The organism is Pontibacter amylolyticus (assembly GCF_014638845.1).
In the GTDB taxonomy this organism is placed as follows: Bacteria; Bacteroidota; Bacteroidia; order Cytophagales; family Hymenobacteraceae; genus Pontibacter; species Pontibacter amylolyticus.
On record NZ_BMFP01000008.1, the window covers coordinates 183,466 to 200,313 of the forward strand.

The window sequence follows — 16,848 nt, forward strand, 5'->3', positions numbered from 1 at the left end:
TGTGGCAACCAAAAAAACGGTGCCAAAAATAAAAAGAAGCTAACGACAACAAAATCAGGATTTTATAAGTTCAAGTGTGGGTGCGTCCGTGCAGGGGGTTAAAGCAAGATGAAAGTGGATAATTTTGTGCAGAAAACACTGAGCATTCACGTGCTTATTTAGAATAATTTTAAATAAAATAGCCGATTCCGTTAAAAAAAAGCAGAAAGTGTTCCCTAAGTGATTGTACTTAAGGGGATATTGTCTATAGGGGTAAAAATAAGCACATAATATTTGATTAATGGGTTTCAGGTAGTAGATTTGTGCCCGTAAAGTAAATTCACCATTATACTAAACACAAGCGTCCTGGCTATGATTAGCTGTATACAAAGAGCAAAAACCAAATTCTTGATTGCCTTCTTGTTTACCCTGGCGGCCTCTTTCGGAGTGTCGACTACAGGGTTTGCACAAGGCGCAAGTCTGCCTGTTGATGATGCAGGTATTGTAAGTGCAGGCGAGTCCCTGTATAAGAACAACTGCGTGGTTTGCCACTCTGTGGGAAGCGATGTAGTGGTTGGCCCTGGTATGAAGGGTGTAAACGAACGCAGAACGCAGCCCTGGCTACTCAGCTGGATCAAAAACTCGCAGGCTTTGATCGCTTCCGGCGATAAGGACGCTGTGGCTATTTACAACCAGTTCAACAAGCAGGCGATGCCTTCCTTCGCTTTCTCAGACGAGGAGATTGTGTCTATCCTGACCTACATCAAGTCTGCTGAGTCTGCCGCTGCCGAGGCTCCTGCCGCCGGCGCTACAGCCGCTGCCGCTCCAGGTGAAAACGTGGGTACAGATGCTATCGGTGCAGTTGGAGGTTATCTGGATATTATACTGGTAGTGCTGATCGTAGTGTTGATCGTGCTGGTTGTGACGCTTCTTTTGATCACATCGGTACTGAAAAACTACCTGAACAAGAACAAACAGCTGGATGAATACGACAATGAAATCGTAAACCAGCGCTTCGATTTCTCTAAGATATACAAGTCCAAGGCCGTAAGAACGTTGGTGGTGCTTATCTTCGTGGTAGTGCTCATCGACCTGACGCTGGACAAAGCGATGGGTATTGGTATACAGCAGGGATATGCTCCTACGCAGCCAATTGCCTTCTCACACAAACTGCACGCTGGTGAACACCAGATCGACTGTAACTATTGCCACACAACAGTATACGAGAGCAAGAGCGCCAGTATCCCTTCGGCTAACATCTGTATGAACTGCCATAGCCAGATCAAAGCAGAGTCGCCTGAAATTCAGAAGATTTACAAAGCGATTGAGCGTAATAAGCCAATTGAATGGGTGCGTATCCACAACCTGCCTGACCTGGCGTACTTTAACCACTCTCAGCACACGCAGGTGGGTGGCGTAGAGTGCCAGACCTGTCACGGTCCTATTCAGGAAATGGAAGTAGTGTCTCAGTACGCACCGCTCACAATGGCCTGGTGTATCGACTGTCACCGCGAAACTCCTCTTAACACAGAAGGAAATGCCTATTATGACAATCTGGTGAAACTGCACGAGTCAACTACGAAGAGTGCCTTCACAGTGTCGTCAAACGGTGGTGCAGAGTGTTCTAAGTGCCACTATTAATCAGTTATAATTAAGGGTTCGAGTTTTCTAGATATAACATGCAAGACAGAATAAAATACTGGAAAGGAATAGAGGAGCTTGAGAATACTCCTGAATTCGCGAAACATGCTCACAATGAGTTTCCAGAATTCCTGCCGATAAACGAAGCCAGAGGCGAGAGCGCATCCACAGGTTTGGCAGCTCCGCGCAGAGACTTCCTGAAACTGCTGGGCTTTGGCCTGGCTGCCGCTACATTGGCCTCATGCGAGGCCCCTGTAAGAAAGGCCATCCCATACCTGAACAAACCGGTTGATGTGGAGCCTGGCGTAGCAAACTGGTACGCTTCTACTTATTTCAACAACGGCGACTTCAACAGCATCCTTGTAAAGACACGCGAAGGTCGTCCTATTAAAGTAGAGCCAAACCCTAGCTCAACGCTTACGCCGATGGGTACAAGCCCGAAGGCGCAGGCTTCTGTGCTAAGCCTGTACGATAATAACAGACTTCGTACGCCGCTTATCAAAGGCAAAGAGGCTAAGTGGGAGCAGGTTGACAGCGAAATCCGCTCAGCACTTGCCAGAGTAAACGGCAAAGTTGCTTTTGTTTCCTCTACTGTAATCAGCCCATCCACCAAGCAACTGATCAATGAGTTCGGCGCAGGACTTGGTAGCTTTGAGCACGTAACCTACGATCCGAACTCGGCTTCAGCCCTGATCGGCGCCAATGGTGGTGTTGTACCCGGCTACGACTTCAGCAAAGCCAACATTATTGTAGGCATCAGCGCTGACTTCCTGGGAACATGGGTTGCTCCAATTCCATTTGCAAGCCAGTACATTCAGAAAAGAAAAATCACGGCTGAGAACTCCGACATGTCTCGTCACTACCAGTTTGAGACGATCATGTCGCTTACAGGTGCCAACGCTGACGTGCGTGTTCCTATCAAGCCGTCCGAAGAGCTGGCGATCGCGACAGCGATTTACAATGGCCTGTCTGGTCAGGGTGTAAACGCTCCAGCTAACGTTGACAAGAAGGCCCTAGAGAACGCTATTAGAGACCTGCGTGCCAACAACGGCCGCGCTTTGGTAGTATCCGGCTCTAACGACCCAGCTGTACAAACACTGGTAACAGCTATTAACAAAACGATCGGTGCAGAGGGCACAACCATCGATACCGCTTCTCCATACCTGGTGAAGCAGGGTAACGATGCCCAGATGCTGCGTCTGATCGAGGAAATGAACAATGGTAGCGTAGGTGCAGTGTTCTTCTACAATGCCAACCCTGTTTATGACCATCCGCTGGCAGACCGCGTGAAGACCGGTTTAGCGAAAGTGGCCCTGAAAGTTTCTTTTGCCGATAGAGTAGAAGAGACTGCCGCGCTTGCAGACTACGTAGCACCGGACAGCCACTACCTGGAGTCCTGGAACGACTACGAGCCGAAAAGAGGCTTCCTGAGCCTGGCACAGCCAGTGATCAGCCCAATCTTCATGACGCGCCAGGCACAGGACAGCTTGCTGACTTGGAGCGGTAACAAAACGACATTCTACGATTACATCCGCAATAACTGGAAGAAAGGCGCAGCAGGTACTGATGCGCAGTGGGAGAAAGTCGTTCACGACGGTGTACTGGAGAATGGAACCAGCATGCTGGCCCTGAGCCCGGCTAATGCCAGCACGATGACTGCTGCCGATGCTGCAGGCAGAGCCCCTAGAGCTGTTGCTGGTGGTAGTATAGAGGCTGTAGTTTATGAAAAAGTGGGTATCGGTACAGGTTCAGAATCCAACAACCCATGGTTGCAGGAAATGGCTGACCCGATTACGAAAGCAACCTGGGACAACTACATTACGATGCCACGCAAGATGGCTGAGGAGATGGGTGTTTCTCAAGGTAACGTGCTGAAAGTAACTTATGCCAATGGCAAGACACTGGAGCTTCCGGCGCTGGTACAGCCAGGCCAGGCACAAGGCACTGTAGGTATCGCCATGGGCTATGGCCGTCAGCTGGACTCTATGCCAACTGCTAAAGGACGTGGCGCTAATGCTTTCCCAATAGCGACTGTAGCTGACAACAGCATCCTGTTCACAGGTGCTGTAAAGCTAGAGAAAACAGGTTCTACAGTAGAGATTGCACAGACACAAACGCACCATACCATCATGGACCGTATTGTGGTACAGGAAAACACACTGGCGAACTACAAGGCCAATCCGAAAGAGGTAACTACATATGTGCGTATCGCTACGCACGAAGGTCCTGCTAAACCTTCTGCTATCTCGCTTTGGGATGACTATGAGTACAAGAACCACCATTGGGGTATGGTCGTTGACCTGAACTCTTGCATTGGTTGCGGTGCTTGTACCGTAAGCTGCCAGGCTGAGAACAATATTCCGGTAGTAGGTAAGGAAGAAGTGCTGATGCGTCGTGAGATGCACTGGATGCGTATAGACCGTTACTACAGCGCGGTTGAGCACGAGCCGAAAGATTACAAGACAATGGAAGATCCGGCGGAGAATCCAAGTGTCATCTTCCAGCCGATGATGTGCCAGCACTGTAACCACGCTCCATGCGAGACAGTATGCCCGGTTGCCGCTACCATGCACAGCTCAGAAGGCCTCAACCAGATGGCTTACAACCGTTGCGTAGGTACTCGCTACTGCGCAAACAACTGCCCTTACAAAGTGCGTCGTTTCAACTGGTTCGCTTACGCCAACAACGACAAGTTCGACTTCAACATGAACAACGACCTTGGCAAGATGGTGTTGAACCCGGATGTAACGGTTCGTTCAAGAGGCGTTATGGAGAAATGCTCTTTCTGCGTACAGCGTATTCAGTTAGGCAAGCTCGAAGCGAAGCGTGAAAGCAGAAGACCGGTTGACGGTGAGATCGTGACAGCCTGCGCGCAGTCATGCCCTACCAATGCAATCATCTTCGGTGACATGCTGGATCCGGAAAGCCGCATCTCAAAAACACTGGCACGCGAGAAAGGCGAAAGGGCCTTCCACGTACTGGAGGAAATGAACGCGCAGCCGAACGTGACGTACCTGACAAAAATTAGAAACTTAGCTTAATTTATAAAATAGATAGCGCTATGCAGCACGTATCTCCGATAAGAGAGCCTCTGGTAACGGGGGGTAAAACATACCACGATGTCACTGAAGATGTCTGCAGACAGGTGGAGGCCAAGCCCAACGCACGTTGGGCCGCAGCCCTTGCTGTAGCTCTTGTAGGTCTGGCTATTTTCATTTATTCCACTTACCGCACGCTGTGGTACGGTATAGGTGAGTGGGGACTTAACAAAACTGTGGGTTGGGCCTGGGACATCACCAACTTCGTGTGGTGGGTGGGTATCGGTCACGCCGGTACACTGATCTCAGCCATCCTTCTCCTGTTCCGTCAGAAATGGAGAACTTCCATTAACCGCGCAGCAGAGGCGATGACGATCTTCGCCGTAATATGCGCCGCTATGTTCCCGGTTCTGCACATGGGCCGTCCCTGGCTGGCATACTGGGTACTCCCGCTGCCAAACACCTTCGGCTCGCTGTGGGTTAACTTTAACTCACCGCTCCTTTGGGACGTATTCGCGATCTCTACTTACTTCTCTGTTTCGCTCGTTTTCTGGTACATCGGCCTGATTCCTGACTTTGCTACCATCCGGGACAGAGCAACAGGTCCAATTGCCCGTAGAGCCTACGCCGTTCTTTCCATGGGCTGGACTGGCTCCGCAAAAGCATGGTCTCGTCATGAAACTATCTCCTTGATCCTTGCTGGTCTCTGTACACCGCTGGTACTTTCTGTACACACCATCGTATCCATGGACTTTGCAACGTCAGTGATTCCAGGCTGGCACACCACTATCTTCCCTCCATATTTCGTAGCTGGTGCGATCTTCTCTGGTTTTGCAATGGTACTGACGCTGATGATCATCACGCGTAAAGTATTCAAACTAGAGGATTACATTACACTGGAGCACGTGGAATCCATGAACAAGGTAATCATCCTGACCGGTTCTATCGTGGGTGTGGCTTACATTACAGAGTTCTTCATCGCTTGGTACTCAGGTGTGGAGTATGAGCAGTATGCCTTCATCAACCGTGCTACCGGTCCTTACTGGTGGGCTTACTGGTCCATGATGACCTGTAACGTAATTACGCCGCAGCTTTTCTGGTTCAGAAGCATCAGAAGAAGCCTGACAGCTACTTTCATTATCTCCATCTTCGTGAACATCGGTATGTGGTTCGAGCGATTCGTAATCATCGTGACCTCACTGCACAGAGACTTCCTGCCGTCTTCCTGGGCTATGTTCTCTCCGACCATCATCGACATTGGTGTTTATGTAGGAACGATCGGTCTGTTCTTCACCCTGTTCCTGTTGTTTGCCAAGTTCTTCCCAGTAATCAACATGTTTGAGGTGAAATCAATTCTGAAGTCTTCATCTGAAGTGAAGCACCACCCGAATGGTGCGATGCACGGTACTAATAAGGATTCGCACACTAATACACATCCATAGCAATGACTAAAAAATTCGTTCTAGGTATCTACGATGATGAGGATGTCCTGCTGCAGGCCATCGAGAACGTCCGGGCTGCCGGTACTAAAATTTACGAAGTTTTTTCGCCGTACCCAATTCACGGAATCGATGATGTATTAGGTATCAAGCGTTCAAGACTTCCAATCGTAGCGTTCTTCTGCGGTCTGTTCGGAATGTCTTTCGCGCTCTGGATGCAGATCTGGATGCTGGGTTTCGACTGGCCGATGATCATCGGTGGTAAGCCGCACATCGCCTTACCTGCATTCATCCCGGTAACATTCGAACTGACCGTTCTATGCTCCGCATTCGGTATGGTAATCACTTTCTTTATTGTTACTAAACTGAAGCCTTCCCTAAAGGTGAACGTTTTTGACAAGCGCTCTACAGACGACAAGTATGTGATGGCGATAGAGGTAAAAGAAGGTGTAACTGATATTTCAGCCCTTAACAACCTGCTTCGTTCCAACGGTGCTATCGAAGTAAATGAGAAGGAGGTAACAAAATAATGAAAGGTTTACTAAAACTAGGCATCAAAGCCTCTGCCGTATTATTCTCAGGTGCCATGCTGGTAGCCTGCAGCAATGAGAAAGACCCAGGTCTTGAGTATGCTCCGGATATGTATCACTCTGTGGCACTGGACCCTTACTCTCAGGTAAAGGAGAACTTATACAACCCAGGCGGCATGAACATGCGTGAGCCGGCTCCAGGCACAGTAGCGCGCGGTAAAATGGGCTACAACATGTACCTGTCCAAAGACGAGGCTGAAGTAGCAGGAGTTGAGCTGAAAAACCCGCTGGAAAAGAATGAGCTTAATCTGGCAGAAGGACAGGTGCTTTACACCAGGTTCTGTGCTCCTTGCCATGGTGATCAGGGCGACGGACAAGGTCTTGTTGGTCAGAAGTTCAAAGGCGTTCCTTCATACTCCGCTGGCCGGGTGGCAACTCTTCCGGAAGGTCACATCTACCATGTCATTACAAATGGACGTGGCCGTATGTTACCGCACGGTTCACAGGTTAACCCGACGGAGCGTTGGAAAATTGTGATGTATGTGCAGCAGTTACAGGGTGGCGAAGTGCCAGCTCCTGCAGCGGCAGATACGACAGCAACAGGTACTACACCTACTAACTAAGTCTAAGGCATAATATCAAAAGGATAATGACAGAAGAAAGACTCATCATTTCCAGAAAAACGAATAATAAGTTTTTCTTGATGATAGCTATAGGTGTTGTATTGCTTATAGCCGGTATAATCATAGCTGCGCTGAGCGGTGGCCACCAAGCTGAAGGGCATGGTGAAGCGGCCGCCGCCGGACACGAGGCAGCTCATTGGTCCAAAAGGCTCTACATGAACCTTTGGCTGAATAACGTTTACTTTACTGGTATTGCGCTGGTAGGCGTGTTCTTCGTAGCCGTACAATATGTGGCTTACGCAGGATGGTCTGTTCTGATCAAGCGTATACCTGAAGCCATGGGTTACTACCTGCCAATAGGTGGTGCCGTGATGCTGATCACATTCCTTTTAGGTGGTCATGACATTTTCCACTGGACACACGATTACCTGTACAACCAGTTCCTGGAGGATGGTGTGACGCCGAACCCTCAGTACGATCCGATCATCGCCGGTAAGGCCCCTTACCTGAACTTCTGGTTCTTCCTGATCAGAATGGTGGCTTACTTCGTGCTGTGGATCTTATTCTTCAACTGGTTGAGAAGAAACTCTCTTAACGAGGACCTGAACGGAGGCACTAACTACTACCACAAGAGCATCAGAATCTCTGCCATGTTCCTGGTGGTTTTCGGTGTGACTTCTTCTACTTCTGCCTGGGACTGGGTGCTTTCTATTGACACGCACTGGTTCTCCACCATGTTTGGCTGGTACGTATTCGCCAGCTGGTGGGTGTCTGGCCTGGCAGTGATAACGCTGGCTGTGATCATACTAAAGCAGAACGGCTACCTGAAAATGGTAAATGCGAACCATTTACATGACCTGGGTAAATTCGTATTCGCTTTCTCCATCTTCTGGACATACATCTGGTTCTCTCAGTTCATGCTGGTATGGTATGCCAACATTCCGGAAGAGTCAATTTACTTTATCGAACGCCTGGGTGGAAACGGCGGCCATTTCAAGTGGATATTCTTCGTTAATCTTTTAATTAACTTTGCATTCCCTTTCCTTGTTCTAATGACAAGAGATGCAAAACGTCAAATGATTATGTTGAAGATCGTTACAATCGCAATCCTGATTGGCCACTGGCTGGACTTCTACCTGATGATGATGCCGGGTACATTGCGTACAGATGCGGGTATCGGATTTATTGAGATTGGCACCACATTGATCTTCCTGGGAGTTTTCCTGATTACATTCACAAAAGGGTTGACAAAAGCCTCTCTTGTGCCAGTAAATCACCCTTTCCTGGAGGAGAGTGTTCACCATCATGTTTAGTCATACTAAAAGCATTATACAATGATTACGTTAGCCATAGGTTTATCCATCGTCCTGTTACTAGTAATACTGTTCCTGCTATTCAGGATCGGGACGCTAGCCTCCATTTTCAGAGGATCGACACAGCGCGCTGCAGGAACCACCAAGACAAGTAACAAAGTAAACAGCATTCTGATGCTCCTCTTCCTGATAGTGGGAGGGGCGGCATTTGCCTGGTCCTTTGCTGATGCATGGGATGATATGAATCAGCCTATTGCCTCTGTACATGGTGCCTGGACAGATAGTCTTTTCTGGACTACGATGATTGTGATCGGTATTGTGTTCGTGATCACACAGATTCTACTTTTCTGGTATTCTTACAAATACCAGCATAAGGATGAAAAGCGTGCTTATTACTACCCGCATAATAACAAACTGGAGATTGTTTGGACCATGATCCCTGCTGTGGTGATGGCGCTCCTGGTGTTTGCCGGTTGGAAAACATGGACGAACATCACTAGTGCTGCACCTGCCGACTCTGTGGTTATAGAGGTGATGGGTAAGCAATTCAGCTGGTTGGTGCGTTACCCAGGTCCAGATGGAAAATTAGGAGAAGCCAATGTGCATCTCATTGACGCTACCAACGAAATTGGCGTCGACTTCAGTGATCCAAACTCAATGGACGACTTTATGCCACGTGAGATCCATGTGCCAAAAGGTAAGCCCGTGCATTTGAAGATTCGCTCACGAGACGTTATTCACAGCGTGTTCCTGCCGCATTTCCGTGTTAAAATGGACGCCGTGCCAGGTATGCCGACTAAATTCTGGTTTGTGCCTACTAAAACAACTGCTGAAGTACGCACCGAAACCGGAAACCCTGATTTCAACTTTGAATTGGCTTGTACTGAAATCTGCGGACGTGGCCACTTTGCGATGCGTTTTATCTTAGTTGTTGATGAACCTGAGGAATATGAGGAGTGGTTAGCTTCGCAGACGCCTTTTATCGAGCAGAACCCACAGCTTCTTACAAAGTTCACCCAAGATTCAAAAGATCAGGTGGTACTGGAGAAGAGTACAGAAGAAGTAAAAACAGAGTTGTAGCATTAACTAAAATCAACAATGTCGAGTACAGATATCTCTCTAAATAAGGATGTACATCATGCTCACGACGAGCATGATCATCATCACGACCAAAACTTCTTTGAGAAGTACATCTTTAGCCAGGACCATAAAGTAATTGCAAAACAGTTCCTTTTTGCAGGCATCTTCTGGGGCTTTATTGGTGGTTTCCTGTCTATTATCTTCCGTTTACAACTTGGTTGGCCTGAAGCTACCTTTACATTCCTGGAGCCTATTATGGGTAACTGGATTGTGAATGGCAAAATTGATCCGGAGTTTTACCTGGCACTCGTTACCATGCACGGTACGATCATGGTGTTCTTCGTACTGACAGCGGGTCTGAGCGGTACGTTCAGTAACTTCCTGATTCCGCTGCAGATCGGTGCACGCGACATGGCGTCTGGCTTCATGAACATGCTTTCTTTCTGGGTATTCTTCCTGGCAAGTGTGATCATGTTCTGGTCTCTGTTTATCGAAACGGGTCCTGCCGGTGGTGGCTGGACGGTTTATCCGCCACTAAGTGCATTGCCACAAGCTATCTCTGGCTCAGGTCTGGGTATGACACTATGGTTGATAAGCATGGCATTGTTCATTGTATCGCAGTTGCTGGGTGGTGTAAACTACATTACCACTGTGATCAACCTGAGAACAAGAGGTATGTCGATGACGAAGCTGCCTTTGACAATCTGGTCTTTCTTCCTGACTGCCATATTGGGTCTGCTTTCTTTCCCGGTTCTATTGTCAGCTGCACTGCTTCTGATCTTTGACCGTAGCTTCGGTACAAGCTTCTTCCTTTCTGATATCTACATTGCAGGAGAGGCTCTTTCAAATACTGGTGGTAGCGCCATCCTGTTCCAGCACTTGTTCTGGTTCCTTGGTCACCCAGAGGTATACATCGTTATCCTTCCAACTTTCGGTATTGTTTCCGAAGTAATAGCCACCAACGCCCGTAAGCCAATCTTCGGTTACAGAGCGATGATCGGTTCCATGTTGGGTATTGCGGTGCTATCGTTCGTAGTGTGGGCGCACCACATGTTCGTGACAGGTATGAACCCGTTCCTAGGATCAGTCTTCATGTTCCTGACCCTCATTATTGCAGTTCCGTCTGCGGTGAAGGTGTTTAACTGGATCGCTACCCTGTGGAGAGGTAATATCCGCTTCACGACGGCCATGATGTTTGCGGTTGCTTTCGTATCGCTCTTCATCTCGGGTGGTTTGACTGGTATCATCCTGGGTAACTCTGCACTGGACATTCAGCTGCACGATACATATTTCGTAATCGCTCACTTCCACCTTGTGATGGGAGCTGCAGCCTTCTTCGGTATGTTCTGCGGTATCTACCACTGGTTCCCTAAGATGTTCGGCCGCATGATGGACGAGAAACTGGGAGCCGTTCATTTCTGGTTGACATTCCTGTCTGCTTACCTGGTGTTTATGCCAATGCACTACATTGGTATCGCTGGTTTCCCAAGAAGATATTATTCCTGGACAGGTTTTGATGCGTTCAACACCTTTACTGACTTGAACAGCTTCATCAGTATTGCGGCCATCCTGGGCTTCAGTGCCCAGTTGATCTTCTTGTTTAACTTCGTCTACAGCATTTTCAAAGGTCGTCGTGCTACTGCTAACCCATGGCACTCTAACACATTGGAGTGGACGACCCCTGTTAATCCGGGGCACGGCAACTGGCCAGGTGAGATCCCAGCTGTTTACAGATGGCCTTACGATTATAGCAAACCAGGTGCTCCTGAGGATTATATTCCACAGAACGTACCTTTCTCTCAGACGCAGTCTTCAAACCTGCCTTACGAGAGAGATTTAGAATAGCTTAAATGACAGATAAATCTTTTCCATACAAAAGGTTTAGGAATATTGGAGTACTAACAGTATTAGCTGTTTACTTTCTAATATTGGTTGGAGGAATCGTGCGGAGCACGGGCTCAGGAATGGGATGTCCGGACTGGCCCAAGTGTTTTGGCAGTTGGGTTCCTCCAACTGATGTTAGCCAATTACCAGATGATTATCTGGAAGTCTACAAGGAACAACGTGTAGAAAAGAATCAGAGGCTAGCCGGGTTTCTGGATAAGGTAGGTTTGGACAAAGCGGCAGGCGAATTACGCGATCACCCACTGCAGCACATTGAAACGGATTTCAATGTGACAAAGACATGGATAGAATATATCAACCGTCTGGTAGGGGCCGTGATCGGGATTCTGATATTCCTGACGGTGCTGTATGCTATACCTTACCTGAAAACTGACAAGTCTGTTTTCTATCTCTCACTGCTAAGTTTTGTGCTGGTAGGTTTCCAGGGTTGGCTGGGCTCTATTGTGGTGTCTACAAACCTGCTGCCGGTTACTATTACGATACACATGGCACTGGCCCTTGTGCTGGTAGCATTGCTGCAGTATGCGGTTATTCGTTCACAGGCTGCTTTTATTACACCACGGTTTAAAGCTTCGGGACACCTGTTTTTTGTCATCGGACTCGTAGCCGCCGCTACCTTTGTTCAGATACTGATCGGAACGCAGGTGCGTGAAGAAGTGGATGTCGTAGCTTTTGAAATGAATGGAAGTAACAGAGATCTTTGGGTAGATCAGCTCGGGCTGAGTTTCTATATCCATCGCTCTTTCTCTATCCTGTTACTGGCGATGCATGTTTACATGGCTTATTTGATTTATAAGCTAAAAGACCGCCAGTTGAATATGATGGTAAACTGGATGATGGTGCTGCTCGTTGCTGAGATCGCATTTGGGGTAATCATGGCTTATTTTGCTATCCCTGCATTTCTGCAACCACTGCACCTGACGATTGCTACCCTGCTATTCGGCGTTCAGTTTCTGATATTGATTTTTTATTACTACGCCTCTAAAAAGGCGGTCGAAAAACCGGTAGTGGTTCTTAATTAATGATTACAGATAGATCAGAATCGGTAGTGACTCTAGCTAGTACGGCAGAAAAGGCTTCAGCATACTTTAAACTCCTCAAGTTTAGACTGAGTTTTACGGTGGCTTTCTCCAGTGCCATAGGCTATATACTAGGTCACCCGGGTGGAAGTTGGGTAAAGATTGCATTGGTGATGCTGGGTGGGTTAATGGTCACAGGTGCCGCCAACATTGTGAACCAGATCCTGGAGAAGGACCTCGACAAGTTGATGAAGCGCACGGCAAACAGACCGCTTCCAACAAGTACGCTGAGTGTGGCGGAAGCCGCCACTTTCGGTGTGCTGATAGGAGTAGGGGGTTTGTTGATCCTCGCTGGTTTCTTTAATACGCTGACGGCAGCCATTGCGCTGTTGTCGCTCATTCTTTACGGATTCATTTACACGCCACTGAAGCGTATCAGCCCCATCAATGTTTTTGTAGGGGCCATACCTGGCGCATTGCCTCCACTGATTGGTTGGGTGGCTGCAACTGGAGTTGTGAGCGTGGAAGCCTGGATTCTTTTCGGGATACAGTTTATCTGGCAATTCCCGCATTTCTGGGCGATTGCCTGGGTGCTGGACGAAGATTACAAAAGAGCAGGATTCAAAATGCTTCCAATGGAAGGAGGAAAGAATCTGAAGACTGCGATCCAGATCATGATCTATACCTTGCTTCTGATTCCGCTTAGCTTGTTGCCTTTGCAGTTTGGCATGACAGGCACTACCTCAGCGCTGATCGCTGTGATCTGTGGCGTCTTGTTTTTGGCTCAGACTTTTCATTTGATGCGCACTTGTACCAACAAGGCAGCTATGAACATTATGTTTGGGTCCTTTTTGTATTTGCCTATCGTACAGATAGCTTTCGTTTTAGATAAAATTTAGGGTATGGATATGGTTGCCAAATCATTGGGGGAAGAGAACAACACAGGAGGAATTCATCCATTAAAATTCACACTGTCGTTGCTTATTATTAGTATAATTATGATGTTTGCAGCCTTTACGAGCGCATATTTAGTGCGTCGTGCGGAAGGCAACTGGTTAGAATTTGACCTGCCGAACATCCTGTTGATTAACACGGTGGTTATCGCCCTGAGCAGCGTTACCATGCAGCTCGCCCATAACGCTGCCGCTCAGGACAATATAGCCAGGCTGCGTCTTATGTTGTACTTAACGTTCGGGTTAGGCATCACATTTCTGATCGGACAATGGAACGGATGGGCTGAACTGGTGAGCAATAATGTGTACTTCGGAGGAGAGGCAAGTAACCCTTCCGGTTCATTCATGTATGTATTAACAGGTGTACACGGTTTTCACCTGATCACTGGCCTTATTTATGTGGCGGTGGTAATAATGTCAAGTTTGCGTTACAAGGTCCACTCCAAGAACATGCTGCGTATTCAGCTATGCACCATTTACTGGCACTTCCTGGGTGGCCTTTGGCTATACTTGTATATATTTTTGAGATTAAATCACTAAACACGTTTTTTTCAATACTAAACTATGTCTACATCAACTACGCTGGAAGAACCTAAAACAGGTACATGGGACGGTGGCAATGAACCACTAAAAGCGAGCTATGGAAAACTCATGATGTGGTTTTTCCTGCTCTCTGACGCATTTACTTTTGGGGCATTCCTGATCGTTTATGGTTTGTCGCGTCACAGTCACCTGCCTTACACAGGACGTCCGGAAGACTTTCAATTCTCAACGGAATGGTGGCCTATACCTGAGAAAGTGTTCAATGCTTTCCCTGGTTTTCATGGTGTAGACCTGCCGCTGGCATTCGTGGCCTTGATGACCATGATCCTCATCTTGAGTTCCGTAACAATGGTACTGGCTGTGGAAGCCGGTCACCGCATGGACAAAAATGATGTTCAGAAGTGGTTGCTTTGGACAATCTTGTTTGGTGGTACTTTCCTTGGCTGCCAAGCCTGGGAGTGGACACACTTTATCACCGGTACTGACGAAGGCATGCTATTGGCTGACGGCACCAGGGTTTTTGGTGCTAACATGACCATGAACCAATACGGCCCGCCCTTGTTCGCCAACCTGTTCTTTTTTATCACTGGTTTCCACGGCTTCCACGTAACCATTGGATGGGTACTTCTGGTTATTGCCTTCATCAGCACGGTAAACGGCGTATACCATAAACGTGGCCATTATGAGATGGTAGAGAAGATCGGTCTGTACTGGCACTTTGTAGACCTGGTATGGGTATTCGTATTTACTTTCTTCTACCTGATCTAATTAATAAGTCAAACTTTAAAACAGATGCAGTATCCGTGAAAAACCGGATACTGCCTTATAAAAATAAAGCATACTATGGCAGCTCACTCGGATCACTCCAACGATTTTCACCAGACAGGTGAAATCCCTAAAGCGCAGACAAAGGTTATCTGGAAAACATTCTTTATCCTGGTAGCCTTGACAGCGGTTGAGTTTCTTTTCGCTTTTACAATGGATGCAGGTACACTGCGTAATGCTATCTTCATTGTGTTGACCATTTTTAAAGCATTCTACATTGTAGCAGAGTTTATGCACTTAAAGCATGAAACGAAGGCGCTGATCTGGTCTATCATTATACCTCTGGCCCTTATCATGTGGCTCATGGTAGCACTTATTTCGGAAGGAAGCTATTACTTCGATTCCATTACAAACTACTTCAACTAAGTACACTGATTATGAGTAACTCAAAGGCACTAATATTAGGGATCCTACTATTAGTGCCTCTTCTTATTTTTATATTTATCGGTAGTTTTGGTGAACACCACTACACGCTCCGTAAATATTTTCCGCAGGTCACCGCTACCGGCGATGTTGTTCGGGATGCACAGGGGGATACCCTTTTCAAGCAGGTACCTGTCTTCGAGTTCACTTCCCAGCAAGGGCAGGCAATCTCTCAAAACGAGCTGGATGGCAATATCTATGTAGCTGACTTCTTCTTTGCGACCTGTCCGGATATTTGCAAGGAAATGTCGTCGCAGATGGTTCGAGTGCAGGAGGCCTTCCATGATGAAGAGCAGGTAAAACTGGTATCCTTTTCTGTTAACCCGGAGCACGACACCCCGGAAGTGCTGCGTGAGTACGGCGAGCGCTACAACGCCGATCCTGCCAAATGGTACTTCCTGACCGGGGACCGCGAAAAAATTTACAACCTGGCACAGAAAGGTTTTTACTTGCCTGTGATGAAGGTGGAAGGTCAACAAGACTTTATTCACAGCGAGAAGTTCATGCTGGTGGATAAAGACAGGTATGTGAGAGGTATCTATGATGGTACCGACAAGGAGGATGTGGATCGCCTGATACTAGAAATTAAAGTTCTTTTAGATGAATACAGCAAATCAAAATAGCCCTGCTGCTGGCAATGACAAAAAGTTTTTAGTAGTAATAGCTATTTTGTCGATTGCTATACCTGTGGTGGTGGCCATGCTTTTCTTTATGCCAAAGGAGGGTTCAGATGCAGTTGATGTGTCGTTCCTGCCAACGCTGCATGCCATTTTGAATTCTCTCACAGCCATTCTTCTGGTGATAGGTTACTACAATATCAGAAAAGGCAATGTAAGAGTCCATCGCACGGCCATGGGCACCGCTTTCGGTCTATCTGCTATTTTCCTGATATCATACGTTACCTACCATTTTCTGGGTGAGCGCACGATATACGGCGGAGATGGTATACTGAAGCTCTTCTACTACTTTATACTGCTCACACATATTGTGCTTGCCGTGGTGATCGTCCCATTGGTACTCCTCTCGGTGTACTTTGCCTTGTCTGAGCAGTTTGCACGTCACCGTCGTATATCAAAGTGGACGTTCCCGATCTGGTTGTATGTGGCCGTGACGGGTGTACTTGTCTACATGTTGATTTCTCCGTATTATAGTTAGAACTAGGAACATTAAACGCTTGTTTTAAGATTATGAAACGTCACTCATTCAGAATACTTTTTGCGGGCCTGCTGATGCTTACGCTGAGTTTTGTGTCCACTGAGGCCTATAGCCAATGTGCCATGTGCCGTGCCACGGTAGAGTCTAACGTTGGAACCGGCAAAACAGACTCTGATTCACAGGTAGGAGCGGGGTTGAACACAGGCATCCTATACCTCATGCTGATTCCTTACTTACTGGTTGGTACAGTAGGATTTATGTGGTATAAGAGTAACCGCATGAAAAAAGCGAAAGCCGCTTAGGGGAAAACTTCTCACAGTTAGAACTGGCCGGATCCCTGATTTCTAATTACGGTTAATTCAATCTTATACAAAGGACCACC

The 16,848-nt window shown here is 47.5% G+C and carries 16 protein-coding genes; all 16 read left to right on the forward strand.

The annotated features are described in order from the left end of the window. Nucleotides 1-387 precede the first annotated feature (387 nt). Complete coding sequence (locus IEV97_RS18315) at nt 388-1,620, forward strand: c-type cytochrome (protein WP_188502944.1); 1,233 nt, start codon at nt 388-390, stop codon at nt 1,618-1,620. A 38-nt stretch (nt 1,621-1,658) separates the two neighbouring features. Further along, the gene (locus IEV97_RS18320) at nt 1,659-4,661 is read left to right on the forward strand and encodes a TAT-variant-translocated molybdopterin oxidoreductase (protein WP_188502945.1); all 3,003 of its coding nucleotides are present in this window, start codon (nt 1,659-1,661) and stop codon (nt 4,659-4,661) included. A 20-nt stretch (nt 4,662-4,681) separates the two neighbouring features. Next, nucleotides 4,682-6,100: an NrfD/PsrC family molybdoenzyme membrane anchor subunit gene (gene nrfD / locus IEV97_RS18325; RefSeq protein WP_188502946.1), complete on the forward strand. Its 1,419-nt coding sequence runs from the start codon at nt 4,682-4,684 to the stop codon at nt 6,098-6,100. Between the two features lie 2 nt (nt 6,101-6,102). Beyond that, nucleotides 6,103-6,627, forward strand: coding sequence for a DUF3341 domain-containing protein (locus IEV97_RS18330; protein WP_188502947.1), 525 nt, complete (start codon nt 6,103-6,105; stop codon nt 6,625-6,627). Then, nucleotides 6,627-7,250: a c-type cytochrome gene (locus tag IEV97_RS18335; protein ID WP_188502948.1), complete on the forward strand. Its 624-nt coding sequence runs from the start codon at nt 6,627-6,629 to the stop codon at nt 7,248-7,250. Before IEV97_RS18330 ends, IEV97_RS18335 begins: the two co-directional genes overlap by 1 nt. A 26-nt stretch (nt 7,251-7,276) precedes the next feature. Further along, the gene (locus IEV97_RS18340; RefSeq protein ID WP_188502949.1) at nt 7,277-8,563 is read left to right on the forward strand and encodes a quinol:cytochrome C oxidoreductase; all 1,287 of its coding nucleotides are present in this window, start codon (nt 7,277-7,279) and stop codon (nt 8,561-8,563) included. 21 nt (nt 8,564-8,584) lie between these two features. Next, a complete protein-coding gene (locus tag IEV97_RS18345; protein WP_229734027.1) occupies nt 8,585-9,643 on the forward strand; it encodes a cytochrome c oxidase subunit II in 1,059 nt (352 codons plus the stop codon). Nucleotides 9,644-9,661: 18 nt separating this feature from the next. Beyond that, on the forward strand, nt 9,662-11,488 hold the full coding sequence (locus tag IEV97_RS18350) for a cytochrome c oxidase subunit I (protein ID WP_188502950.1): 1,827 nt from the start codon (nt 9,662-9,664) through the stop codon (nt 11,486-11,488). A 5-nt stretch (nt 11,489-11,493) separates the two neighbouring features. Continuing rightward, nucleotides 11,494-12,570 (forward strand): COX15/CtaA family protein, encoded by a 1,077-nt coding sequence (locus IEV97_RS18355; protein ID WP_188502951.1) that lies wholly within the window; start codon nt 11,494-11,496, stop codon nt 12,568-12,570. Continuing rightward, nucleotides 12,570-13,466, forward strand: coding sequence for a heme o synthase (cyoE, locus tag IEV97_RS18360; RefSeq protein WP_188502952.1), 897 nt, complete (start codon nt 12,570-12,572; stop codon nt 13,464-13,466). The genes IEV97_RS18355 and cyoE overlap by 1 nt, the downstream gene beginning before the upstream one ends. Nucleotides 13,467-13,469: 3 nt before the next feature. Then, a complete protein-coding gene (locus tag IEV97_RS18365; protein ID WP_188502953.1) occupies nt 13,470-14,060 on the forward strand; it encodes a cytochrome c oxidase subunit 3 in 591 nt (196 codons plus the stop codon). Nucleotides 14,061-14,084: 24 nt separating this feature from the next. After that, nucleotides 14,085-14,831, forward strand: coding sequence for a cytochrome c oxidase subunit 3 (locus tag IEV97_RS18370; RefSeq protein ID WP_188502954.1), 747 nt, complete (start codon nt 14,085-14,087; stop codon nt 14,829-14,831). 75 nt (nt 14,832-14,906) lie between these two features. After that, the gene (locus tag IEV97_RS18375) at nt 14,907-15,254 is read left to right on the forward strand and encodes a cytochrome C oxidase subunit IV family protein (protein WP_188502955.1); all 348 of its coding nucleotides are present in this window, start codon (nt 14,907-14,909) and stop codon (nt 15,252-15,254) included. A gap of 53 nt (nt 15,255-15,307) precedes the next feature. After that, the gene (locus IEV97_RS18380) at nt 15,308-15,934 is read left to right on the forward strand and encodes an SCO family protein (protein WP_229734028.1); all 627 of its coding nucleotides are present in this window, start codon (nt 15,308-15,310) and stop codon (nt 15,932-15,934) included. Then, nucleotides 15,912-16,466 carry a DUF420 domain-containing protein gene (locus IEV97_RS18385; RefSeq protein WP_188502957.1) on the forward strand — a complete coding sequence of 185 codons (555 nt, stop codon included), beginning with the start codon at nt 15,912-15,914 and terminating at the stop codon, nt 16,464-16,466. Before IEV97_RS18380 ends, IEV97_RS18385 begins: the two co-directional genes overlap by 23 nt. A 32-nt stretch (nt 16,467-16,498) precedes the next feature. Beyond that, a complete protein-coding gene (locus IEV97_RS18390) occupies nt 16,499-16,768 on the forward strand; it encodes a CAMCR motif-containing small membrane protein (protein WP_229734029.1) in 270 nt (89 codons plus the stop codon). Nucleotides 16,769-16,848 lie beyond the last annotated feature (80 nt).